This is a genomic window from Sphingobacteriales bacterium (assembly GCA_016706405.1).
In the GTDB taxonomy this organism is placed as follows: domain Bacteria; phylum Bacteroidota; class Bacteroidia; order Chitinophagales; family UBA2359; genus BJ6.
Window position 1 is genome coordinate 713,593 of sequence record JADJJT010000002.1, and the last position, 25,279, is coordinate 738,871.

The following is a 25,279-nucleotide window of genomic DNA, read 5'->3' on the forward strand; positions in this document are numbered from 1 at the left end:
AAAAAACGTCATTTGTGTTATTACAAATCGATACCGGCGGCAATTACGTCTTTTATATGTTTTACGTAGTGAATTTCGAGGCCAGTAATATAATTAGGTTTAATATCATCAACATCTTTTTTGTTGTCGGCGCATAAAATAACCGTTTTAATACCTGTCCGTTTTGCGGCCAAAATTTTCTCTTTAATGCCACCAACCGGCAGCACCTTGCCTCGCAATGTAATTTCGCCTGTCATGGCTAAGTAGGGCTTAACAGGTTTGTTGGTTAGCGCACTAACCAAAGCAGTAAGCATGGCAATACCTGCAGACGGGCCGTCTTTAGGCACTGCTCCTTCAGGTACGTGTAAATGAAAATTGGTATGTGCTATGCGGTCGGGGTCAATAGCCCATATTTGATGATTAGCTTTTATAAAGCTGAGGGCGGTTGTAGCACTTTCTTTCATTACCTCGCCAAGATTGCCCGTAAGGGTAAGATTGCCCGAGCCCAGACTTAGGCTGGTTTCTATAAACAGAATATCGCCGCCGGTAGGTGTCCACGCTAACCCTACCGATACCCCCGCCGGATTATCGTCTTGGTATATATCGTTTTCGTAGGTACGTTTACCTAAAATACTGCTAAGTTCGGTGGGTTTAATGGTAATATTATAGGTTTCGTTCAAGGCAACTTTTTTTGCTGTCGCGCGCATAACGGCGGCAATTTGCCGGTCTAACTCGCGCACACCCGACTCGCGCGTGTATTTTTGAACGATGGTAGCCAAAACTACATCAGTTAATTTAATTTGTTTGGCCACTAAGCCGTGATTTTCGCGTTGTTTAGGAACCAGGTGCCTTTTGGCAATTTCTATTTTTTCTTCTAAAGAGTAGCCCGATATTTGAATGATTTCCATCCGGTCGCGCAATGCCGGATGCAATCCTTCGAGCGTATTGGCGGTTGCTATAAATAACACTTTCGACAGGTCGAAGTCAACCTCTAAATAATTATCGTAAAAGCTAAAATTTTGTTCGGGGTCAAGAACTTCCAACAAAGCGTTTGAGGGATCGCCTCTAAAATCGCTACCCATTTTATCTACTTCGTCTAAAATAAAAACGGGATTTGCTGATTTTGCTTTGTTAATATTTTGAAGGATCCGCCCGGGCATAGCACCGATATAAGTTCTGCGGTGCCCGCGTATTTCGGCCTCGTCGTGCAGACCACCTAACGACATCCGGATGTATTTGCGTCTAAGTGCTTTGGCCACCGATTGTCCTAATGATGTTTTACCTACACCGGGAGGGCCTAAAAAGCACAAAATTGGCGATTTCATGTCGCCTTTAAGTTTTAACACGGCCAAATATTCGATAATCCGGGTTTTTACTTTTTCGAGCCCGTAGTGGTCTTTATCTAAGATATCAATAGCCCGGTTTAGGTTAAAATCGTCTTTGGTATATTGTTGCCATGGCAAATCAAGTAATAATTCAACGTAGTTTAAGGCCATACTATAATCGGGCATGGCTGGGTTCATCCGGCGCAGGCGTTTTAGTTCGCGTTCAAATGCTTCTTTTGCAGCTTTAGGCCACTGTTTTTTTCCGGCTCGCAGACTAAACTCATCCATGTCGGCATCGGTGCTGTCACCTAATTCTTCTTGTATTGAGCGCAATTGTTGTTGCAAAAAATAATCGCGCTGTTGTTTATCAATATCAACACGTGCTCTTTGCTGAATTTTGTTTTTTAGTTCTAATAGTTGTAATTCAACACTTAAATGTTGTAAGGTTTTAAAGGCACGCTGTTTGTAATCAGTTTTTTCTAATAGAAATTGTTTTTCGGCAATATCGACGTTTAAATTTGTAGCTACAAAATGCAGCAGTTTTTCGGGTTTGTCAATATCGCGCAGCATAGTAGCAGCCTCGTCGGGTATATGTGGCGAGTTGTTAATGATATTTATAGCTGTATCGCGTACTGCCGAGGTAAGGGCTTTAAATTCGGGGTCGTTGGGTACTGGTTCGGTGGGTAGTATATTGATTTTTACTAAGTAAAAAGGTTCATTGGTAGGAATTATTTCTACTGTTTCAAACAGGTGTTTGCCTTGTAAAATAGCAGTCATTGAGCCATCGGGCATTCGCAGGGTACGAACAATACGCGCGATAGTGCCTGTTTGGTATAATTCATCTTGGTTGGGTTGTTCAACATCTTGATTTTTTTGGGCTAACAAGGCTACAAATTTGTTGCGGCTGTTGGCGTGTTTAATGGCACGTACCGAGTTTTCGCGGCCTATAGCTATTGGCACTGTTACACCTATAAACAATACGGTATTTCGCAAAGGTATCAGGGGTAAAGTATCCGGATATTCAGGTGGATAATTGGTGTCGCTGTCGTCTTGTACCTCAATTGGCATAAATGGCAAAAATTCCATTTCTTCGTCAATGTTCATTAAGGTATTGGGCATGTCTAAGTCGGTATGTTTTTCCATCAAAGTTGTTTAAGCACTATTAAATATTAGTGCTATATAATTAAACTAATCAAACCGTGTTATAAGAAATAAAAGTAAGAAGTAAAAATCAGACCGCAAAAATAATAAATTAATACTATGAATTAACGCGCTATCTTGAACAAATTGTACTTATAACAAGAAAAAAGTAATAAGGTTTATTACCACCATTTTTTGCGGTGCATATAATAAATTAAGCCTGCTGCGCAAACCAACATTAAAATCCAAACGCCTGCATAGCCGTATTTCCATTTCAATTCGGGCATATATTCAAAGTTCATTCCATAGATACCTGCTATAAAGGTTAGGGGTATAAACACGGCGGTAATAATGGTTAGGGTTTTCATAATATGGTTCATACTATGGCTTAAATGCGTATGGTGTAAATCCATTAAGTCTTTTAACATTTCGCGAAACGACTCGAAATTGCTGGTTAAATATTGTAACTGGTCGTGCACATCATATAAATACGACAGGGAGTTATGCCTGAACAGATTGCCTGGCTCGTAACGTATTTTGCCAAACCCATCTTTAAGCGGAGTTACGTGTTTGCGCACAATGCCAATTTCGCGCTTTAGGTCGGTAATGCTGTTTAGGGCATCTAATTTATCCGGAAAATGTAAAATTTTTCCTTCTAATTCTTCAATTCGGTCTCTGTAATATTCTAGTACAATATAATAGTTATTTACAACAGCATCGGCGAGGCGGCAAAACAAATAGTCGGCTTTAAGTTTACGGATTTGGCCGCGTGCATTATAGATACGTTCGCGAACGTTGTTAAACACATCTAATTTTAAATCCTCTTGAAAAGTAATTACATAATTTTCGCCTAATATTATACTGGCTTGTTCTTCTGTTAGCTTGTTGGCATTTAGGTGCAACATTTTTAGGGTTATAAACAAGTAGTTGTCATAGTCTTCAAAGTTTGGCAGTTGGTCAGTATTGCGTATGTCTTCGAGCACCAAAGGGTGCAGGTTAAAATAAAAACCTATGTTTTCTAAGGCAGTCTCGTCTTCACAAATTCCAACATCTATCCAGTGAGTAAAGTCGGGTTTTAGTTTTTGTTTTACCTCGTGCATTCCTTCGCACTCGTGTATATGATATTCGGTTTCGTTATACGAGATGATGCGGATTGGGAAAGGCATAGTGCTAATTTTGACTAAGTGGGTATTTTTTTTAAGCCATAGAGGGCAAACTCTTAAAAATATAGGTTTAAGCTTTTTACCCCAAATTGGGGGCTAACCAGCGCATCATTGTTTTTGGGTCAAGGTTTTTGCGCTGGGCTATGTCGGTGGCTTGTTCGGGGGTAATTTGCCCAACGGCAAAATACTTACTTTCGGGGTGACTAAAATACCAACCGCAAACAGTTGCCGCGGGGTACATGGCAAAGTTTTCGGTAAGTTGGATGCCGGTATTTTGGGTTACATTCAGCAGTTGCCAAAGTGTAGTTTTTTCGGTGTGGTCGGGGCAGGCGGGGTAGCCCGGAGCTGGTCTTATGCCGGTATAAAGTTCATCAATAAGCGCTTGGTTGGTATGCGGCTGCCCAGTTTCGTAGCCCCAAAGATTGCGCCTTACATATTGGTGCAGGTGTTCGGCAAAGGCTTCGGCAAGTCGGTCGGCAAGGGCTTTAAGTATTATTGCGTTGTAATCGTCGTGATTTTGCTCAAAATGTTGTATCCACCCTTCAATACCTATGCCGGCAGTAACGGCAAAAGCTCCTATATAGTCCTCAATAGGTTTTGAGCTATCATTATTATTATGTAGTGGCGCTATAAAGTCGGCAAGGCAAAGGTTGGGCAAACCTTCTGATTTTTGTGTTTGTTGCCGCAAATGATGTAAAACAGCCAAAGGTTGTTGCGGGGTAGCATTGTCGATGGTGTTGTTAAAAACCCAAATGTCATCGTCATTAATGCTGTTGGCTTTAAACAAACCTACCACGCCACGTGCGGTCAGCCATTTTTCCGATACAATTCGATTCAACAAGGTTTGTGCATCGGCAAATAGTTTTGTTGCCTGCGTACCTACTATTTTATCGGTTAATATATCCGGATATTTGCCTGCCAACTGCCACGATTGAAAAAATGGTGTCCAATCAATAAATGGAACCAAATCGGCCAAATTGTAATTGTCAAAAACCGTAACCCCCATTTTTTTAGGTTGAGGAGGCGTGTAGCCGCTCCAATTTACCTGTAATTTATTGGCTCGGGACTGGGCTAAACTTAGCAGATTCTTTTGAGCCTGTTTGCGTTGATGCCGTTCGCGCAACTCGTTGTATTGCGTTTGTACTTGTTGAACGTAGTTGTTTTTTGTTTCCGGATTGAGCAAAGCACTTACTACGGGCACACAGCGACTGGCATCTAATACATGTATTACCGGATGCCTATATTGCGGTACAATTTTTACGGCAGTATGTGTTTGGCTTGTTGTTGCGCCACCGATCAGCAGCGGAACGTTAAAGTCTTGTTCTTGCATTTCGGCGGCAACTTGTACCATTTCATCTAACGATGGCGTTATAAGTCCGCTTAGCCCAATAATATCGGCCTCTTCGCGGCGGGCAGTATCTAATATAGCTTGAGTTGGCACCATAACACCAAGGTCAATTACTTCGTAATTATTGCAGGCCAGCACTACGCCAACAATATTTTTACCAATATCGTGCACATCGCCCTTTACGGTAGCTAATACAATTTTGCCTTGCTTATTTTTGTTTCCTGTTTGTTCTTGCTGTTGTTGTAGTTCGGTTTCCATAAAAGGCTGAAGCCAGGCAACTGCTTTTTTCATTACCCGGGCACTTTTTACAACTTGGGGCAAAAACATTTTTCCCGAGCCAAAAAGGTCGCCTACAACGTTCATGCCTGCCATTAGCGGCCCTTCAATAACCAATATAGGTCGCCCAAGTTTTTCAAGGGCTTCGGCGGTATCGGCTTCAATATAATCGGTTATACCATTTACTAAGGCATGTTTAAGACGTTCCTCAAAAGTTGTTTGCCGCCAAGCCTCGTCTTTTATGCGGGTTGTACCCGTTTGTTTTACAGTTTCGGCGTAAGCCAATAATTGTTCGGTAGCCTCGGGGTGTTGGTTTAAAATTACAGCCTCGCAAAGTTGGCGCAGTTTGGGTTCAATTTCGTCGTAAACGGCAATCATTCCGGCATTTACTATACCCATATCCATACCAGCTTGTATAGCATGATATAAAAAAACCGAGTGCATGGCCTCGCGCACAACTTCGTTGCCTCTAAACGAAAACGATAAATTACTAACCCCCCCGCTTATTTTAGTAAGAGGCATTAATTGTTTAATTTGTTTAGCGGCGGCAATATAATAAAGGGCGTAGTTGTTATGCTCTTCAATTCCGGTTGCTATGGCAAAAATATTGGGGTCAAATATAATGTCAGTTGGCTGAAACCCCACTTGTTCAGTTAATATTTTATAAGCACGTTGGCAAATGCTTACTTTTCGTTCGGTTGTTTCGGCTTGCCCTTGCTCGTCAAAAGCCATTACCACAACGGCGGCACCATAACGGCGTACTTTTTTGGCTTGGTCTATAAAGGCGACCTCTCCCTCTTTTAACGATATAGAATTGACGATGCCCTTGCCCTGTACACATTTTAATCCGGCCTCAATAACCGACCACTTCGACGAGTCTATCATTATTGGAATACGGGCAATATCTGGTTCGGTAGCTATCAGGTTTAAAAAGGTGGTCATGGCCAGTTCGCTATCCAACAGGCCTTCGTCCATGTTTACGTCTAATATTTGTGCGCCATTTTCAACCTGTTGCCTGGCAACTACCAGTGCATCTTCATAACGCCCCTCGCGTATAAGCCGGGCGAACTGCCGCGAGCCGGTTACGTTAGTCCGTTCGCCAATATTTACAAAATTGCTGCCGGGGTAAAGGCTAACTGCTTCGAGGCCACTTAAAACTAATGTTTGCAAAATCAATTAAATCTAAAAAATAAATGAATAAACCAATTAATTAATCAATTAACGTCACAAAGGTAGGGCTATTTGCTGGGCCTACTTACATTTGTAGGGTAAAATTTTATCTCTAAACTGCTTGGTTAGCCAAATGCAGGTAAACCTATTTTATTGGCTTTGGTTTTGGTTCATTTTTTGTTTGGTGTAGGGTTTAATCAACAAACGCAAAGATTGGTCGTAAGTAAAATAGCTCCACGCCCAATTAATAAAGATAAACAGTCTATTTTTTACCCCAACTATACTCATTAAGTGTACAAACAACCATAAAATCCAGGCTAAAAAGCCTCTTAATTTAAAACTAGGCAGGTCGGCAACGGCTAAATTTCTGCCAATAGTTGCGAGTGAGCCTTGATTGACATATTTAAAAGGGAGCAAGTTTTGCTGTTTTTGCATTCGCACTAAGTTTTTGGCCAAATTATCGGCTTGTTGAATGGCTACTGGTGCTACCTGGGGGTGTCCATTTGGATATTTATCGTCTGGGGTGAGGGCCATATCGCCAAGGGCAAAAATATCCGGATACCCTTGTACCGCATTAAAAGCATCGGTTATCAGCCTGCCTCCGCGTCCGTACACCGTATTGGGCAAACCTAGTATGCTGTTGGCTTTAATACCAGCAGCCCATAACAAGGTGCGTGCATATATTTCTTGACCGTTGGCAAGGGAGGCACAATGCCCATCGTAGTCTTTTACAGCAACGTTAGTTAACACCTCGACCCCTAATTTGGTTAAATATTGATGCGCTTTGTATGCCGCTTGGCTCGACATAACACCTAACACCTTATCGCTCGATTCGACTAAGTAGATGTGCATTCGGGTAAAATCTAATTCCGGATAATCTTTGGGCAATACATGTTTTTTCATTTCGGCAATTGCGCCGGCAAGCTCAACCCCAGTTGGGCCGCCGCCAACTACTATAATATTCATTAAGGCTGCCAACTCGTTGGGGTCGGTTGTGTTAAGGGCATCTTCGAAGTTTTGTAAAATGGTATTGCGCAGGTATAATGCCTCGGTTACCGATTTCATTGGGATGGCGTTTTGGGCAATATTGACCATATTAAAATAATTGGTATCGGCCCCTAAAGCTAAAACTAAATAGTCGTAATTTACACTGCCAATATCGGTTAGTAGTTGGTGGTTAGCAACATCAATATTTTGCGCTTGCGCGGTGCGTATATGTATATTTTTGCGCTTATGCAGGGCTTTGCGCAACGGAAACGATATAGAACTTGGCTCAAGTCCGGCGGTTGCCACTTGGTAAAACAAGGGCTGAAACTGGTGATAATTGTTTTTATCTATTAAAACGACTTGAAACTGATTCTGGGGCAGTTTTCGGGCTAATTTGAGGCCGGCGAAACCTGCACCTACAATTACTACCCTTTTAAGTTGTCCTTTTGGGGCAATATTTTCTATGCTGTTCATTTATTAATTAATGGTCAATTTGTGCAAAGGTTAAACAAAATCCGGAAAATTATTGCTATGCCTTTCTAAACTAAACTGTTCTAAATGTCATGCGGCGGTTAAGTATATTTACGTAAACAAAGTAGAAATAAAATAGTTGAATTAAGGTGTAAGATTGTGGTCGGAGGTAAAAGTGAAAAAATTTATGCCTAATAAAATTATAAATCCGGAATGGGGGGTGAAATCTTTCCGGATTTTTTCGGATATTTGCGTCATCTTCAAAAAATATTCAAAATTTAAAAGCAAACAGTATTCAAATTGAGTATATCATACGTTTAAATAAGTCAATGAAAGGATTTTTTGCCTTAAAAATCCTTTTTGGATAAAATTAAAGCAATAAGGTAGCACAACTAAAAAATCAATTTGTATCTTTGCGCCACTAAGTAAATTTAGTTAAGTTTTGTTATATCAACCTGCAAATAGGTCATTATGATGTATCGTTTTTTTGCCTTTTTATGTATTGTAGTAACATTTTGGGTAGGCATAACTACCTCAACCTTTGCTGCTGTTGATAAGAACGGCGACGCTTATAAAAAAGGAGAGGCACTATACAAAGCCAACTGCGCCAGTTGCCATAAAATGAACGAAAAACTAGTAGGCCCTCCGTCGGCGGGTATGCATACTAGATACTCAAAAGAATGGTTGCACAAATGGATTCGCAACTCGCAAGATATGGTAAAGGCCGGTGACCCGCAGGCCGTAGCTGTTTTTAAGGAGAATAATGGTGCTATTATGACCCCGTTTGCCAACTTAACGGATGCCGAAATTGACAATATCATTACTTACGTAGAGGGAGAAAGCGAGGCTCCAGCCGCCGCCGCAGCAGCACCCGCAGGTGGCGCTGCCCCTAATGCAGCCACAGCGGCAACCGGGGCTGGCGCTGATAAAAGCACCGACGAATATAAAAAAGGTGAGGCACTGTATAAAGCCAATTGTACCAGTTGCCATAAAATGCACGAAAAATTAGTAGGCCCTGCATCGGCAGGTATGCATACCCGATACTCAAAAGAATGGTTGCATAAATGGATACATAACTCACAAGACTTGATAAAGGCCGGCGACCCACAAGCCGTAGCTATTTTCAAGGAGTTTAATAGTGCTGTTATGACTCCGTTTACTAACTTGTCGGATGCCGAAATTGACAATATCATTGCCTATGTTAAGGCAGAAAGCGAAGCTCCGTCCGCTACAGCACCCGCTGGCGGTGTAACTGCCGGATCTGCTGCGCCTAGCTCCATTAACTACTTAGCCATAATATTCGGTGTGTTAGCTGTCATATTGTTGGTTTTCCTATTAGTACTTAGCCGTATTACAGGCCGCCTTAGCGATTCGTTGCGCGAAAAAATGGGTAAATTCATACCCATAAAAACAAGTAGCGAAAAAATGTGGTTCAGCAAAAAAATAATGGCAACCTTAGCATTATTAGCGGTAGTGCTATTTGGCTATCACATGACGCAAGGTGCTATTAATTTAGGTCGTCAAACTAATTATGCTCCTGACCAACCTATTAAGTTTTCGCATAAATTACACGCCGGCACCCAAAAAATACCTTGCCAATACTGCCATAGCGGGGCAGCTAAAGGCAAATCTTCTGTTATACCTGCACCCAATTTGTGTATGAATTGCCACAAAGCCATTAAAAAAGGCCCTACCTATGGCGAAACAGAAATTGCCAAAATTTACAATGCAGTAGGCTGGGATCCTGAAAAAATGGCCTATAAAGAAAATTACCAACAAAAACCTATTGAATGGGTGCGCGTGCATAACCTACCCGACTATGTTTACTTCAACCACTCGCAACACGTTGTGGCAGGAGGTCTTCAATGCCAAACCTGTCACGGCCCTGTTGAAGAAATGGATGTACTAAAGCAACACAGTACCTTAAATATGGGCTGGTGTGTAAACTGCCACCGCCAAACTGAAGTACAATTTACAAACAACAATTATTACTCGACGTACGAAAAAATGCACGAAGACCTTAAGTCGGGTAAAATTAAAAAAGTTACTGTTGATGATATTGGCGGAACAGAATGTATGAAATGCCACTATTAAAGAACACAGCTCAATAATAAAACAATATAGAATATACAATACTACTACCCTCTAAAAAACAGAACTAAAGCAAAAAACACCTATTGTTAGTTTTGTTGCCAGCTATAAAACAAATTAAAAATAAAAAATCGTATCCACCATAACACCGCCGCAATGAAGCAAATAAAACACTGGAAAGGTTTTGAAGAATTAGAAAACCATCCGGATTTTGCCAAGGAAAAACACAATGAGTTCCGCCAACAGTTGCCCATCGAGCAAGAAATTAACGGACTTTTTAAAGATAAAACCGCCTCGCGCCGCGACTTTTTAAAAGTGCTGGGTTTTAGTCTTGGTGCAGCTACCATTGCTGCTAGTTGCGAAATACCTGTTCGCAAGGCCATCCCCTATGTATTTAAGCCCGAAGAAATAACACCTGGCATTGCCAACTATTATGCGACTTCGTACATCAACGGCACCGAATACAATTCAATATTGGTTAAAACCCGCGAAGGACGGCCTATAAAAATAGAAGGTAACGAGTTGTCGAGTCTTAACAAAGGTGGCACCACAGCACGTGCACAGGCCTCGGTAATTAGCTTGTACGATACCGCTCGCTTAACTAACCCCCGCAAAGAAGGCAAAAAATCTTCATGGGCCGATGTTGATAAAGAAATTACCGCAAAATTAGCTACTGCTTCGGCCATAGCGGTTGTTACCCCATCGGTAGCCAGCCCAGGAACAAAAGCTGCAATAAGCGAGTTTCAGCGCAAATATCCAAATTCGCGCCATGTAGTATTCGATGCCATTTCGTACCACGGTATTGCCGAAGCCAACCAGCAAACAACCGGACGCAGAGCTGTACCTGCCTATAATTTTGCTGCTGCCGATGTAATTGTTAGTATTAATGCCGATTTTTTAGGCACTTGGGTAGCACCTGTAGAATTTACCCAACAATACACTTCGCGCCGCAAATTGCGCTCATCAAAAGATACTATGAACAAGCATTGGCAGTTCGAATCTTATATGAGTATTACCGGCGCAAAAGCCGATGTGCGCACCTCCATTAAACCCAGTGAAATTGGCACAATCGTTGCCGCCCTTTATAACGAAATAACCGGAGCAAATCAAAACGCAAGTTTAAACGACAAGGCTAAGGCCGCCCTTAAGAAAGTTGCTGCCGAGTTAAAAACTGCCGGCGCTGGCAAGGGCTTGGTGGTTTGTGGAAGCAACGACGTAAATATACAATTAGTAGTTAATGCTATAAATGATGCCTTAGGCGCTTACGGAAGCACCATTACCAACAAAAATACCTTTATACAAAGCAACGACAAAGAAATGGCCAAATTGGTGGCCGATATGAATAGCGGCGCTGTTGATGCCGTTATTTTATGGAACGTAAATCCGGGCTACAATTATCCGGATGCCGACCAATTTTTATCCGGAATAAAAAAAGCAGCGCTCTCCGTATCTTTAAATGAACGTATGGACGAAACTGCTGAAGCTTGCCAATATCAATGTCCGGATAACCACTATTTAGAAAGTTGGGGCGATGCCGAACCAGTAACGGGCTATTTTAGCCTACAACAACCCACCATCTCGCGTTTATTTAACACACGCCAAATGCAAGAAAGCCTATTAGCTTGGGCTGGCAATACCACTAATTTTTATACTTTCTTGCAAAACTACTGGCAAGCAAGTATATTCCCATCAACAGGGCAAAACGATTTTCAAGCATTTTGGGATAAAGTTGTACATGATGGTGTTTATGAATTGCAAAACCAGCCACTAATTGGCATGGCTCAAAATTCTGGTGATATTAACGCTGCTATGGCTGCTATATCCGGAAATAAAATGCAAGGTGTTGAGTTGTCATTAATTGAGACGATAGCCATTGGCGATGGTCGCCATGCCGCTAACCCGTTTTTACAGGAAGCCCCAGACCCAATTTCAAAAATTTGCTGGGATAATTGCTTAGCCATCTCGCAAAAATACGCCAAAGAGCAAGGCTGGGAAGAAAATGATATAATTGAGGTAAGCCTAAATAACAAATCTATTGAACTGCCACTTATTTTTCAACCCGGAGTATTATATGGTACTGTTGCAATTGCATTAGGTTATGGCCGAACTAAATCGGGGAATGAACATTTTAATAATGGAAAAAATGCTTTTCCGTTTGTGCGCGTAAATAACGGCAATTTTGAATACACAAACAGCGGTGTTACCTTAAAAAAAGTAGGAACGGGCTATAAATTGCCGCGCACACAAACCCACCATACTATTGACGACAAACGCTCGATTATACGCGAAACTACACTTACCGAATATCAAAAAGATGCTTGGGCTGGCAACCACGATGCTAAACATTTTTTAGAGAATGCCGACCATTTAAATTTTACTTTATACGGCCCACACCCCGAGTTTGGCCCGCACGAAGAACTATATACCCGTAGCCATGACTGGGAAATGTCAATTGACTTAACTGCTTGTACCGGATGTAATGCTTGTGTTGTGTCGTGCCACCTTGAAAATAACGTGCCCATGGTAGGCCACGAAGAGGTCTTTAGAGTTCATGAAATGCACTGGTTGCGCTTAGACCGGTACTATGCCACAGAAGTACACGAAGAAAAACGCGAAAAAGAATATATTTTGTTAAATAGCGAGGAAGTTATTGACCCAGTTAGAGCATCCGCAAAGTATTAGTTTTATGCCTATGCTTTGCCAACATTGCGATAATGCCCCTTGCGAAAATGTTTGCCCTGTAGCTGCAACCAATCACAGTAGCGAAGGTATAAACCAAATGGCCTACAACCGCTGTATTGGTACACGTTATTGCGCCAACAACTGCCCATTTAAAGTGCGTCGTTTTAACTGGTACGACTATCAAGGAGCAGACAGTTTTTATAAAGGAACTATTTTTGACAACGATGACCACGTAATAATGGACGACCTTACCCGTATGGTATTAAATCCGGATGTTACCGTGCGCTCAAGGGGGGTTATGGAAAAATGCTCTTTCTGTATTCAACGCATCCAAGAGGGTAAATTAAAAGCCAAACGCGAAAATCGCCCCTTACTTGATGGAGAAGTAAAAACTGCATGTCAAGCTGCTTGCGCTGCGGGTGCAATTGTATTTGGCGACGCAAACAATAAGGACAGTGAATTGTCTAAACTGCAAAAAAATGAACGTTCGTACCGCTTGCTCGAAGAATTACACGTAGTTCCATCGGTTGGTTACATGACCATCGTCCGGAACCGCGAAGCGTTACACCACGACAATAATACCACCAACCACGGATAAAAGAAGAATAACCATAATAAATAAACAGTATCAGCCTCTAATCATTTTAGCTTACAACCTTTATTAGTAATATCATATTAATTTAATAAACATATGCACCGCTACGCATCACCAGTTCGTGAACCGCTAATTACGGGCAACAAAACCTACGCCGATATTACCCAAGATATTATTGGTGCTACCGAAGGTAAAATTCAAATAAAATGGCTAATTGCCTTAATTGCATCGGCACTTGTAGCCTGTATTGGCATTGTCAGCCTTACCTGGACGGTTTGGCAGGGTATTGGCACATGGGGTGCTAACCGTACGGTTGGTTGGGCTTGGGATATTACCAACTTTGTTTGGTGGATTGGTATAGGCCACGCAGGAACACTTATTTCGGCCATTTTGCTGTTGTTTAGGCAAAAATGGCGTACAGGGGTAAACCGAGCTGCCGAAGCAATGACCATATTTGCCGTAATTTGTGCTGCTTTATTTCCGGTATTTCACATGGGGCGCGTTTGGTTAGCGTTTTTTAACCTGCCTTTACCCAATACGCGCGGTATATTATGGCCCAATTTTAACTCGCCCTTATTGTGGGACGTGTTCGCTATATCAACCTATTTTACTGTATCATTGCTTTTTTGGTACACAGGTCTATTGCCCGACATTGCCTCGGTGCGTGACCGGGCTAAAGGATTACGCCGCCGAATATACTCTTTATTAAGTTTTGGATGGCGAGGAACAGCTAAAGAATGGCAGCGTTTTGAGTCGTTGTCTTTGGTATTAGCCGGTTTATCTACTCCTTTGGTACTTTCGGTACACTCGATAGTAAGTTTTGACTTTGCCACTTCGGTAGTTCCGGGATGGCACACAACTATATTTCCTCCTTATTTTGTAGCGGGAGCTATTTTTTCGGGGTTTGCTATGGTATTAACTCTAATGATTGTAGCCCGCGAAATTATGAACTTGCACAACTATATTACAGTTGGCCATATAGAAAGTATGAATAAAATTATACTTTTAACAGGCTCAATTGTAGGGGTTGCGTATATATCTGAGTTATTCGTTGCGCTTTACTCTGGAAACCCCTACGAAGAGTGGGTGTTTTTGCGCAATAGGGTGGCCGACCCGTATTTATTTGGCCCGGCCATGGGCGTTGACCCTGCCCCTTATTGGTGGGCTTATTGGGGTATGATGACTTGTAACGTAATTTCGCCTCAGTTGTTTTGGTTTAGACGTTTGCGCCGAAGCGTGTTGTTTACCTTCTGCTTATCGTTTGTAATTAACTTAGGTATGTGGTTCGAGCGGTTTGTAATTATTGTTACCTCGCTGCACCGCGACTATATACCCTCAAACTGGGCGATGTACTCGCCAACATGGACAGAGGTAGGTATATACGTAGGCACAATGGGTATATTTATGACTTTGTTTTTACTGTTTGCCAGGTTCTTACCAATTGTAGCTGCCGCCGAAGTAAAATCAATTTTAAAAACCAGTGGAGACCAATACTTAGCCCTTTATGCCGAAGAAGACCGCAAAGATAGAGAAGCCGGTTTGTCGGGTTCGGGTGGGGCATCGGTAGCTATGCAAAATAAAGATAACCAATAAATTTACCTCGTATTTTTTGTTCACTACAAACAAATTAATCAACCAGGCTTTTTATGAAACATCAATATTTACTCGGAATTTTTGACGACGGCGACAAATTGCTGCATGCTACCACCGAAATACGTAAGGCCGGATACCAAATCCACGAAATGTTTACTCCTTTTCCGGTGCATGGCTTAGATAAGGCGATGGGCTTACAAGAGTCACGCCTGCATACAGCGGGCTTTGTGTTTGGTGCCTTCGGAACGATATTTTCTTTGGTAGCCATGGGTATAATTATGGCGGTTGACTGGCCCCTTATTGTGGGAGGAAAACCATATTTTCCGCTTCCCTCGTTTGTGCCTATTATGTTTGAGTTTACCGTTTTATGTTCGGCAATTGGCATGACCGTAACTATGTATATTCGGAACGGTTTTTCGGTGTTCCGCGACCAGGAGATAGTATACAGACGGTCAAGTGATGACCATTTTGTAATGGTTTTTGATGGCAAACGCTACAACGCTGATGAACAAGCCAAAATTGGCACTCTGTTAAAAGAACATAGTGCTATTGACGTAAAAAATAGTTTTTTAAATAATGAACTAAAACCTAATTTAATGACTTCATCGAACGACGCTTCATTAAGTGCCGGACATGGCCATCATTAAAAAAAATGATTTAATTTTATTAATTTATATATTTAGTTGGTTGGTTTTTTGCCGCCGCTATTTTCCTCCGGATAAAACGATATAAATACCTTTACTCTGCAAATGCAGTTATCAATATAAACGATATGGCTAAGTATCTTTATACTTTTATTGGAATTATGGCTTTTTTGCTGCTATGCCGCTATTGGGGCTGCTCGGCAAATGGCAATTTTACAGGTCGGGAGTATATGCCCGATATGGCACATTCGCAAGCCTACGAATATTATAGCCCAAGCCGTTCGGTAAATATGGCCGATGGCGAGGTGGTTAATATTTCTATGGATGGTTTGCGTAGCTCGCGCGAGCCGGTTGCAGGGACAATTCCCCGTGGCTTTATGCCATACCACTACCCTAATACGCCCGAAGGCTACGAGGCGGCGGGTAAAGGTTATTTAAACCCCCGTAATAGCCAGCACTTGGAAACATTTGCCTTGTCTGAAGCAACAAAAAATTCTAAAATGTACACCGATTTTTTGGCTAAAGGCAAAACAGCTTATGAAACCAATTGTGCGGTTTGCCATGGCAATAAAGGAGCGAGTGATGGCCCAATTGTAGCAAGTGGTGCTTTCCCGCCCCCACCAGCGCTAACAAGTGCCAATCTTATATCCTTGCCCGATGGTAAGATGTTTCACTCTATACACTATGGCCGCAACAACATGGGCTCGTATGCGCCACAATTAAGTAAAGAAGAGCGTTGGGAGGTGATATCGTACATTAAGGATATGCAGGCAGATTTTATAGTTGCAGATTATAACGGTAAACTTGCCTCTGACCCTGCTGGTGCTAACAAAACCAAAGCTACAAAAGAAGCGGTGTTGCGCACTATTTTAGGGTTAAATACCTATAATCCTTCAAATCCGGTGTTTAATACGGGTGAAAGTATTGCCGCTGTAATTGATGTAAATGAACCCGCAGTTCAGTTTGTGCCATCTGAATTAGATAAAATTGTTGATAAACCATTAAATAAAGGGCAAAGTATTGCTTTAAACAATGTTTTTTTTAAAAGTGGTTCAGCCGAATTGCGTTCTGAATCAGTTTTAGAATTAAACAAATTGATAAGTATTTTGAATAAAAATGCGAGCGCTAAAATAGAAGTTTCAGGCCATACAGATAGCGATGGCGATGAAACCGCTAATATGACCTTGTCGGAAACCCGTGCTAAAGCTGTTTACGATTTTTTAATTAAAAAAGGAATAAAAGCACCGCGCCTTACTTTTAAAGGATATGGTGAATTAGTGCCAGTTGCCACAAATGATACCGATGCCGGAAAAGCTAAAAATCGTAGAACAGAATTTAAAGTGCTTTAAACCGAAAGATAAAACTAAAAGACCAATAATTAATATTTTTGCTCATAGAAACTATATTATAAAACCAATCTACTTTAATAAAAATGAGTATTTTGCCCCAACCCGATAAATTTGAGTTTACCACCAAAGAGCGCAATTATGGCTTAATAACAATTGCTATAGGTGTGGTTATGCTCATCATCGGACTATTGACAAATTTAGATAATCCGACCCGGATTTATACGGCTTTGCTGTTTAACAACTATTTCTTTTTAATGTTAGGTGTTTGCGCCTTGTTTTTTATTTGTGCGCACACTGTTGGTTGGGGAGGCTGGTATTTAATGTTGCGCAGGGTTTCAGAGGCAATTACCATGTATATTCCGATAGGCGCAGTGTTATTAATTATAACATTAGCCTTGGGCATGAAAGAAATTTATATATGGTCGCATGAGGAATTGACCGACCCCGCCAATGCCCATTTTGATAAATTATTAGCTGCAAAAAAATGGTGGCTTAATAATTCCGGATGGTGGATACGCTCAATTTTATATTTATTTTTATGGACAGGATTTGCTTTCTTAATACGCAGAAACTCATTGGCAAGCGATCAATCCTCTAACTTAAACTATTACAATAAAAGTGTAACAATAAGCGCTTTTTTTATCTTTGTATTTGCAATTACCAGTTCAACTGCCCCTTGGGACTGGTTCATGTCTATACAACCACACTGGTTTTCAACTTTGTGGGGTTGGTATAGTTTTATTAGCATGTTTGTTGCCAGTTGCGCTGTAACTATGTTGTTTGTAATATATTTGCGCGGTAAAGGCTACTTAAAAAACGTAACCGACGAGCACCAGCACGATTTAGGAGTGTTTATGTTTGCCTTTAGTGTGGCATGGGGCTATTTGTTCTTTTCGCAATTTATGTTGATATGGTATAGCAATATGCCCGAAGAAACATCTTACTACAAATTGCGCATTGATCATTATACACTTCTTATGTGGGCATGTGTATTTATGAATTTTATTACTCCCTTTTTAGTATTAATGACTGCCGGAGCAAAACGCCACCGCAAAGTTGCAGCGTTTGGTGCAATTGTTATTATAATAGGTCATTGGTTAGACTTTTTCCAAATGTCAATGCCTGCTGCTATAAATGAAATGTCTCACTACCATAGTATGCACGCCGCTGACGGAGCAGCGCACCACGAACCCCATTTTAACCACCCTGGCTTTTTAGAAATTGGATTAGGTTTAACCTTGGCAGGTATTTTTATGCTTGTTGTATTTAATGCCTTGTCGAAAGCCTCATTGGTTCCTAAAAACCACCCCTTCACCAAAGAAAGTGTCATACACCATGTATAGTTTAAATTTATTGGTTTAGACTACACGAATCCTAAAATAAAAAATCCAGATTCCTTAACATGTCTTCTTAGGTAGTTTAAAAATCCGGATAAAATATTTGAATATATAAAATAAAAATAACACCCGAATAATATACATAGCAATGCTTACAACAATTTTAGGTCTTGCAATTATTGCCTTACTACTTCTCATTTTATTACAATTAGGCCGTGCTTCAGAGCTTAGCAACCTTTTATATGGGGAAGCAAAAGTTGATGCTGATGGACAAGAGCAAATGGTATCGGATAAAAATAACCGACTACATGCCACTTTGTTTATGCTTTTTTTAGTCTTTGGCATGATTGCCACTTTTTGGAGCACCTGGTATTTTAGCGATAAATATTTGCCTTCGCCTGCGTCTATACAGGGCCAATGGTGGGAAAATTTATTTTATTGGACTTTAGTAGCTACTGTTCCAATATTTGTGATTACACATGTTTTATTATTTGGATTCGCTTTTAAATACCGGGGACGAAAAGGCAATAAATCATTTTATTACCCCCACAATAATAAATTAGAACTGATTTGGACGGCAATTCCATCGGCTGTACTAGTTTTATTGGTGTATCAGGGTATTCAAGAATGGCTTAAAATTACCGGATGGGCACCCACAAAAGATGAAGCCGTTGTAGTTGAAGCAACAGGTAAACAATTTATGTGGGACTTGCGCTATGCTGGCACAGATAATGTTTTAGGGAAAAAAGCAGTTAAACTCATTAGTGGCGATAATAGTTTTGGTATGGATTGGAAAGACCCCACAAGCCATGACGACTTTTCGGCCACTGAGCTACATCTACCTGTTGATAAACAAGTTTTAGTAAAAGTAAATGCTTTGGATGTACTACACTGTTTTGCACTTCCACATTTTGTAGTAAAAATAGATGCCGTACCTGGTATCCCCACTGAAGTATGGTTTACCCCTATTAAAACTACCGCTCAAATGCGAGCTGAAACCGGAAATCCTGATTTTAATTACGAATTGGCTTGTATGGAATTGTGTGGTGCTGGGCACTACAATATGCGCCGAGTTGTGGTAGTAGAAACCCAAGATGAATTTAATAAATGGTTCAAAGACCAAAAATCAATATATGCAGGAGCAAAAACCAGCGAAGCTAAAACTACTGCCGAAAATAATATAATACCACCCGATACAAAACCAGCAAGCTCAACAACTGCCGAACCCGCAAAGGTTGCATCCGGTCACTAGATAAATGATTTGGCAAGCAACGTATTGCTAAATTTCACACCCTCTGAAGTCTTTTAATATTGCAAAACTATAATTGTAAATAATCATTGTCAAATACTTAATATATCATGCCAGATACTTTGCACACCGGAAAAACTATTCTTGTTGGCACCCACGAAGACCACGGTCATGACGATCATCATGATGGACATGAGCACCATGAACAAAGTTTTATTTCGAAATATATATTTAGCCAAGATCACAAAATAATTAGCCGGCAGTTTTTAATTACCGGAATTATTTGGGCTTTTATTGGCGTTTTGTTTTCGGTTATGTTCCGGATACAATTGGCTTGGCCCGGCAAAAGTTTTCCCTTTTTAGAACTTGTCTTAGGTGAATGGGCAAAAGGTGGCAAAATGTCGCCCGATATTTATTATGCCTTAGTAACGATGCACGGAACAATAATGGTATTTTTTGTGCTGACGGCTGGCTTAAGCGGAACGTTTAGCAACTTGTTAATTCCGTTGCAGTGTGGTGCACGCGATATGGCCTCGCCATTTTTAAATATGCTTTCGTATTGGTTTTTCTTTGTGGCAGGTCTAATTATGTTTGGTTCGTTGTTCTTAACCACAGGCGCTTCGGGTGTTGGCTGGACAGCCTACCCACCGCTTAGCGGCGTGCAGGCAGCATCTTTAGGCTCAAAAATGGGTACAACTTTGTGGCTAATAAGTATGGCATTATTTATTGTTTCGTCCTTGTTAGGCGCGCTTAATTATATTGCAACTGTGCTAAATATGCGCACTTTCGGCATGAAAATGATGCGGCTGCCCCTTACAATTTGGGCTTTCTTTTTTACTGCCATTATTGGTGTATTGTCGTTTCCGGTATTGTTGTCGGGTTGTATTTTATTACTTTTCGACCGTCACTTAGGTACAAACTTTTATTTATCTGATATTTATATAGGTGGGCAAGCCCTAACAAACTCGGCAGGCGAGGTGTTACAAGGCGGTAGCCCTATTTTGTTTCAACACTTGTTCTGGTTTTTAGGCCACCCCGAAGTATATATAGTAATACTTCCGGCTATGGGTATGGTGTCGCAAGTATTGGCAACCAATTCTAAAAAACCTATTTTTGGTTATAGTGCCATGGTAATGTCTATTTTGACTATTACAGTTCTGTCCTTTTTAGTATGGGCGCACCACATGTTCTTGTCAGGCATGAACCCATTTGCTGGCTCAGTTTTCGTGTTGTTTACCTTGTTAATTGCTGTGCCTTCGGCAGTAAAAGTATTTAACTGGATAGCTACAATATGGCGCGGGAATATTAACTACACACCCGCCACCTTATTTGCTGTTGGCTTCGTTTCAATGTTTATTTCAGGCGGGCTAACCGGTATTTATTTGGGCAATTCGGCGGTAGATATATTCTTCCACGACAACTATTTTGTAATAGCGCATTTTCATATTGTAATGGGTATAGCGGCAGGTTTTGGTATGTTTGCCGGAATTTACCATTGGTTTCCGAAACTGTTTAATGGCCGGATGATGAATATGCAGCTTGGTTATATCCATTTTTGGATTACCTTTATTGGTAGCTATTGTATATTTTGGCCCATGCATTACTTGGGTATGACCGGAGTGCCCCGCCGCTATTTTGAGTTTTCTGCTTTTCAAACTTTTGATGTTTGGCAAAACGTTAATATATTTATAACTATATCGGCTATTATTGTTTTTATTACACAGTTATTATTTGTGTTAAACTTTTTTTATAGTGTATTCAAAGGCCGTAAAATGCCTAATCTAAATCCATGGAAATCAAATGGATTAGAGTGGACAACTCCATTAGTTCCCGGACATGGAAACTGGCCTGGCGAAATTCCACATGTTCACCGCTGGGCTTATGAATATGGCCGCGAAGATTTTGAACACATCCCTCAAACAGTTTCAGACGAAGAATTAGAAGAGTTGAAAAAATCCGGAAAGCCTATTACTCCCCCCCCCATGCACTAATTTATATTAATTTAAATTAAAGTATTTTTCCGGAATATTATATCAAGAAAACTAACTATCGGAAACCGTTTTTATGCTTTACTCTACAAATACTAACAATGCTGTTGCCAACTGGTTCGAGTTTTTACGAACCAAATTAGCTGACTATGCCGTGTTGGTAAAGGTAAAATTAAATATTACCGTTGTTTTTTCGGCTGTAGTGGGCTATGCTTTGGCCGCAGGTTGGTATGCTAATCTGTTAGACATTATTTTGTTGGGTTGGAGTGGTTTTGCCATAACAGGGTCGGCTAATGCTATTAACCAGATTTTAGAAAAAGACTACGACAAACTAATGAAGCGCACCGCAAACCGCCCGCTGGCTAGTGGGCGTATGAATAATGCCGAAGCGGCTATTGTTGCCGGAATTTTAGGTATTTCGGGCTTAGCTTTGTTGGGGTTTTGGTTTAATACTATAGCGGCTTTAGCTGGTGCAATTTCGTTATTTAGTTACGCATTTTTATATACCCCTCTTAAAAGAGTTTCATCTATTGCCATTTTAGTAGGGGCAATTCCGGGTGCTTTGCCGCCTATGATTGGCTGGTTAGCATTTGCAAGCTATGCCAATTACGATGCATGGGTGTTGTTTGCTATTCAGTTTATTTGGCAATTTCCACATTTTTGGGCCATTGGCTGGATGGGCGCTGACGAATATAAAAAGGCCGGATTCAAATTGTGGCCTACCCCCGCCGACAGAAATAAATATGCTGCCGCCCAAATTATTATCTATACTGTTGCACTAATATTATCTACTTTTGTTCCGGTTGTATTAGGACAATTTACAATAATTACTGCAATAGCTAATATAATTTTAGGTAGTTTCATGCTTAAATGGGCTATCACCCTATATCAAACCTGTGCCGTTGCCGATGCCCGAAAATTGATGCTGGCCTCTGTAACCTATTTGCCTTTAATTCAAATAGTAATGGTAATTGACAAATTAATACAGTAGAATTAATAAATACGAGTTTTTTTAATGATAACCACATCTCATCCAATGCCTAAAACAAATATACAAGGCCAAACAAAGCAAATTCACCCTAAAGTGTTTGCCTTGTGGTTGGGTTTGGGTTCGGTTATTATGATGTTTGCGGGTTTAACAAGTGCGCATATTGTACGAAAAGCACAAGGGAACTGGGTCGAGTTTAAATTGCCAAGCCTGTTTTATATTAGTACAGCACTGATTTTGATTAGCAGCATAGTACTTGTATTTGCTGTTAAAGCCTTCAAATCGGAAAACTGGAATAAGTACCGGATAATTTTAGGGACAACTTCATTTTTAGGTTTGGGCTTTCTTGTAACACAAGTTTTGGCTTGGAAAGAATTAACAAGTTACGGCATTTTATTAAACGGTAATCCATCTGGTTCGTTTTTATACCTAATATCCGGATTGCACCTTTTTCACGTTTTGGGCGGTGTTGTTGCCATGCTTATTTTGTTCATCAAAGCATTTTCTCTAAACCACGACCCCATATCCCAAGCAAAACGCAGTATAAACCCAAATAATGGTTTAGGGCTTAAATTAATGTCAATTTACTGGCATTTTATCGGTATTTTATGGATTTATTTACTAGCCTTTTTAAGTTTCACATAGACAATTTCAACTAAAACAAACAATATTTCTCTTTCAGCAAAAACTATCCCAATAGGTTTAATTATATAAATAGTTATGTCAGTACAAACCATTGAAGCGCAAGCATCGCACAACGAACAACCAACATGGAACGGTGGAGATTCGCCGTTTAAGGTTAGTTATGGCAAATTAATGATGTGGTATTTTTTAGTATCAGATGCCTTTACCTTCTCGGCCTTATTAATTGCGTATGGCACCATCCGGTTTATGAGCCCCTATTGGGCAGACCCGAACGTGGTTTTTTCTTCGATGCCATTTACAGATGCTACAATTCCATTGGGGTTTGTTAGCATTATGACGTTTATATTAATATTAAGTAGTGTATTTGTAGTACGTGCCGTACAAGAAGGCCACCGAATGAACAAAAATGGCGTGCTTTTTTGGATGTTTTGGGGTATAGTTGGGGGCGCAGCGTTTTTAGGCTGCCAAGCTTGGGAATGGACCCACTTGATTACGCATAATGCAACTACGGTATATGGAAACCCATTTGGTCCGGCAGCTTTTGGACAGTTATTCTTTTTAATTACAGGCTTTCACGGTTTTCACGTTTTTAGTGGCGTTGTAATTAATATTATTGCTTTTTCGCAAACAGCAATGGGTATTTACCATAAGCGCGGCCACTACGAAATGATTGAAAAAGTAGGGCTTTATTGGCACTTTGTAGATTTGGTTTGGGTATTCGTATTTTTAGCCTTTTATTTGCTTTAAGCATACCATTTATAGATAAAATGCTTTTAACCTGCTTTAATTTCTTGTTTTAATTTTAACTTTATAAAAACAATTCATTTACTATATAATATGGGACATACAATTACGGAAGCACAATATAAACAACAAGTTAGCGCTGTTTGGCGGGCTACAATTTGGCTTGGTCTTATAACGGTGGTTGAAGTAGCTGCTGCTTTATATTGGTATTATAACGTTGACCATTCAACGCCAAAATTATTTCTGAATGGCTTTTTTATTTTAGCCAGCCTGCTTAAAGCCTATTTTATTGTAGCCGAGTTTATGCACGTGCGCTACGAAACCCGCGCACTAACCCTTACTATATTAACGCCAATGCTGTTTTTAATTTGGTTTATTATAGCCTTTTTGTGGGAAGGTGGCGCATGGAAAGAAAATCGCAGTAAATGGAAAGTTGAAGTTGAACGCAACGACGTTAAACGTGCGGAAGAATTAAAAGCACACGGGCATGGCGCTGATAGTCATGGAAATGACACGCATAAAGCACCCGCCGACCACAAAACTGAATCCGGGAAAGAGACAAAACCATCAGGTTCCGGACACTAAATACCTGCCGGTTTTTTTAAACAATTGGCTGTTAAATTGGTTATTGTGCTGTATAACACGCAAACTAATTTAACAGCTATCTTTTTTATTCCAAAATAAGTTTGTTAACTTTGTAATAAAGTAATAATATATAATACAAAACTAATAATGCAAGCAAAAGGCAACCAAAAGGCAATATCAAAACTTATAGGGCTGTTTATTGCCGTAGGCATACCCGTAATTTGTGCCTTAATGATATACAAATTTGATGTGCTGAATGTATTAGGTAAAGATAATTTGCCCAAACTTAAACGATATGTAGCACTGCAAGAAGGGCAAGACACTACCTACGCCATCCGGATAAAGGATACACTTTGGCATACTATCCCACCTTTCAATTTTATTGCCCACACGAATAAACCATTCACGCGCGAATCCATCCGGAATAAAATTGTTGTAGCCGATTTTTTCTTTGCCAACTGCCCTGGACCCTGCCCCAAAATGGCACATCAGTTTAAGCGAATACAAACCGAATACCTAAACGACCCCGATATACTGCTTGTTTCGCATACCGTTGACCCCGACCGCGATACCATTGAAGCACTTAATAACTACGCCAACCGCTTTGAAGCCGACAGCTCGAAATGGCTATTTGTTACCGGAGAAAAAAAGGCCCTGTACGACTTTTACAGATATGGCTATTTTGTAACCGCTACGCCCGGAGACGGCGGCGAACACGACTTTATTCATACCGAAAAATTTGTACTCGTTGACAAACAAGGTGTAATCAGAGGCTTCTACAACGGCACCGACGAAGCCGAAGTAAACCGCCTTATGTACGATATTAAAGTTTTAAAATTAGAATATGGCTTGCCAAACCCACGACAGAAAATGGGGCCACCACCGCCACCACAAAATAAAAGCTAAGACACAAATTTTTTCAAAAGAAGA

Annotated in this window: 16 protein-coding genes and 1 pseudogene; 13 read left to right on the top strand and 4 right to left on the bottom strand. The window is 40.7% G+C overall.

Annotated features, from left to right (window positions below; genetic code table 11):
* Positions 1 to 20: 20 nt before the first annotated feature.
* The 4 genes from lon to IPI59_09150 form a co-directional block, all read right to left on the bottom strand.
* Entirely contained in the window at positions 21 to 2,423 is a 2,403-nt protein-coding gene (gene lon, locus IPI59_09135) for an endopeptidase La (protein MBK7527697.1), read from the bottom strand.
* A gap of 203 nt (positions 2,424 to 2,626) precedes the next feature.
* Complete coding sequence (corA, locus tag IPI59_09140; protein ID MBK7527698.1) at positions 2,627 to 3,610, bottom strand: magnesium/cobalt transporter CorA; 984 nt, start codon at positions 3,608 to 3,610, stop codon at positions 2,627 to 2,629.
* A 76-nt stretch (positions 3,611 to 3,686) separates the two neighbouring features.
* Positions 3,687 to 6,407 (bottom strand): methionine synthase, encoded by a 2,721-nt coding sequence (metH, locus tag IPI59_09145; GenBank protein MBK7527699.1) that lies wholly within the window; start codon positions 6,405 to 6,407, stop codon positions 3,687 to 3,689.
* 144 nt (positions 6,408 to 6,551) lie between these two features.
* The gene (locus tag IPI59_09150; GenBank protein MBK7527700.1) at positions 6,552 to 7,862 is read right to left on the bottom strand and encodes an NAD(P)/FAD-dependent oxidoreductase; all 1,311 of its coding nucleotides are present in this window, start codon (positions 7,860 to 7,862) and stop codon (positions 6,552 to 6,554) included.
* Positions 7,863 to 8,330: 468 nt separating this feature from the next.
* On the opposite strand from IPI59_09150, the gene IPI59_09155 reads away from it, so the two are divergent.
* The 13 genes and pseudogenes from IPI59_09155 (at position 8,331) to IPI59_09215 (ending at position 25,255) form a co-directional block, all read left to right on the top strand.
* On the top strand, positions 8,331 to 9,953 hold the full coding sequence (locus IPI59_09155; protein MBK7527701.1) for a c-type cytochrome: 1,623 nt from the start codon (positions 8,331 to 8,333) through the stop codon (positions 9,951 to 9,953).
* A gap of 153 nt (positions 9,954 to 10,106) precedes the next feature.
* Positions 10,107 to 13,230, top strand: a pseudogene (locus IPI59_09160) (TAT-variant-translocated molybdopterin oxidoreductase).
* 93 nt (positions 13,231 to 13,323) lie between these two features.
* The gene (gene nrfD, locus IPI59_09165; protein MBK7527702.1) at positions 13,324 to 14,820 is read left to right on the top strand and encodes a polysulfide reductase NrfD; all 1,497 of its coding nucleotides are present in this window, start codon (positions 13,324 to 13,326) and stop codon (positions 14,818 to 14,820) included.
* 53 nt (positions 14,821 to 14,873) lie between these two features.
* Positions 14,874 to 15,467 (top strand): DUF3341 domain-containing protein, encoded by a 594-nt coding sequence (locus IPI59_09170; GenBank protein MBK7527703.1) that lies wholly within the window; start codon positions 14,874 to 14,876, stop codon positions 15,465 to 15,467.
* 662 nt (positions 15,468 to 16,129) lie between these two features.
* Positions 16,130 to 16,813, top strand: a complete 684-nt coding sequence (locus IPI59_09175) for an OmpA family protein (protein ID MBK7527704.1) — start codon at positions 16,130 to 16,132, stop codon at positions 16,811 to 16,813.
* A gap of 83 nt (positions 16,814 to 16,896) precedes the next feature.
* On the top strand, positions 16,897 to 18,156 hold the full coding sequence (locus tag IPI59_09180; protein MBK7527705.1) for a quinol:cytochrome C oxidoreductase: 1,260 nt from the start codon (positions 16,897 to 16,899) through the stop codon (positions 18,154 to 18,156).
* A 142-nt stretch (positions 18,157 to 18,298) separates the two neighbouring features.
* Entirely contained in the window at positions 18,299 to 19,402 is a 1,104-nt protein-coding gene (locus tag IPI59_09185) for a cytochrome c oxidase subunit II (protein MBK7527706.1), read from the top strand.
* A gap of 107 nt (positions 19,403 to 19,509) precedes the next feature.
* Positions 19,510 to 21,390 carry a cbb3-type cytochrome c oxidase subunit I gene (locus tag IPI59_09190; GenBank protein MBK7527707.1) on the top strand — a complete coding sequence of 627 codons (1,881 nt, stop codon included), beginning with the start codon at positions 19,510 to 19,512 and terminating at the stop codon, positions 21,388 to 21,390.
* 73 nt (positions 21,391 to 21,463) lie between these two features.
* On the top strand, positions 21,464 to 22,378 hold the full coding sequence (gene cyoE, locus IPI59_09195; protein MBK7527708.1) for a protoheme IX farnesyltransferase: 915 nt from the start codon (positions 21,464 to 21,466) through the stop codon (positions 22,376 to 22,378).
* Positions 22,379 to 22,423: 45 nt separating this feature from the next.
* Complete coding sequence (locus IPI59_09200) at positions 22,424 to 23,020, top strand: cytochrome c oxidase subunit 3 (GenBank protein ID MBK7527709.1); 597 nt, start codon at positions 22,424 to 22,426, stop codon at positions 23,018 to 23,020.
* A 75-nt stretch (positions 23,021 to 23,095) separates the two neighbouring features.
* Positions 23,096 to 23,767: a cytochrome c oxidase subunit 3 gene (locus tag IPI59_09205; GenBank protein ID MBK7527710.1), complete on the top strand. Its 672-nt coding sequence runs from the start codon at positions 23,096 to 23,098 to the stop codon at positions 23,765 to 23,767.
* Between the two features lie 90 nt (positions 23,768 to 23,857).
* A complete protein-coding gene (locus tag IPI59_09210; protein ID MBK7527711.1) occupies positions 23,858 to 24,349 on the top strand; it encodes a cytochrome C oxidase subunit IV family protein in 492 nt (163 codons plus the stop codon).
* 147 nt (positions 24,350 to 24,496) lie between these two features.
* Positions 24,497 to 25,255, top strand: coding sequence for an SCO family protein (locus tag IPI59_09215; protein MBK7527712.1), 759 nt, complete (start codon positions 24,497 to 24,499; stop codon positions 25,253 to 25,255).
* The last annotated feature ends 24 nt before the right edge of the window (positions 25,256 to 25,279 follow it).

Coding starts and splice junctions, on each gene's coding strand:
- IPI59_09210 (MBK7527711.1), top strand. CDS start 23,858: ATGGGACATACAATTACGGAAGCACAATATAAACAACAAGTTAGCGCT.
- nrfD (MBK7527702.1), top strand. CDS start 13,324: ATGCACCGCTACGCATCACCAGTTCGTGAACCGCTAATTACGGGCAAC.
- IPI59_09215 (MBK7527712.1), top strand. CDS start 24,497: ATGCAAGCAAAAGGCAACCAAAAGGCAATATCAAAACTTATAGGGCTG.
- IPI59_09205 (MBK7527710.1), top strand. CDS start 23,096: ATGTCAGTACAAACCATTGAAGCGCAAGCATCGCACAACGAACAACCA.
- corA (MBK7527698.1), bottom strand. CDS start 3,610: ATGCCTTTCCCAATCCGCATCATCTCGTATAACGAAACCGAATATCAT.
- IPI59_09180 (MBK7527705.1), top strand. CDS start 16,897: ATGAGTATTTTGCCCCAACCCGATAAATTTGAGTTTACCACCAAAGAG.
- IPI59_09150 (MBK7527700.1), bottom strand. CDS start 7,862: ATGAACAGCATAGAAAATATTGCCCCAAAAGGACAACTTAAAAGGGTA.
- IPI59_09170 (MBK7527703.1), top strand. CDS start 14,874: ATGAAACATCAATATTTACTCGGAATTTTTGACGACGGCGACAAATTG.
- IPI59_09155 (MBK7527701.1), top strand. CDS start 8,331: ATGATGTATCGTTTTTTTGCCTTTTTATGTATTGTAGTAACATTTTGG.
- lon (MBK7527697.1), bottom strand. CDS start 2,423: ATGCCCAATACCTTAATGAACATTGACGAAGAAATGGAATTTTTGCCA.
- IPI59_09185 (MBK7527706.1), top strand. CDS start 18,299: ATGCTTACAACAATTTTAGGTCTTGCAATTATTGCCTTACTACTTCTC.
- cyoE (MBK7527708.1), top strand. CDS start 21,464: ATGCTTTACTCTACAAATACTAACAATGCTGTTGCCAACTGGTTCGAG.
- IPI59_09175 (MBK7527704.1), top strand. CDS start 16,130: ATGTTTCACTCTATACACTATGGCCGCAACAACATGGGCTCGTATGCG.
- IPI59_09190 (MBK7527707.1), top strand. CDS start 19,510: ATGCCAGATACTTTGCACACCGGAAAAACTATTCTTGTTGGCACCCAC.
- IPI59_09200 (MBK7527709.1), top strand. CDS start 22,424: ATGCCTAAAACAAATATACAAGGCCAAACAAAGCAAATTCACCCTAAA.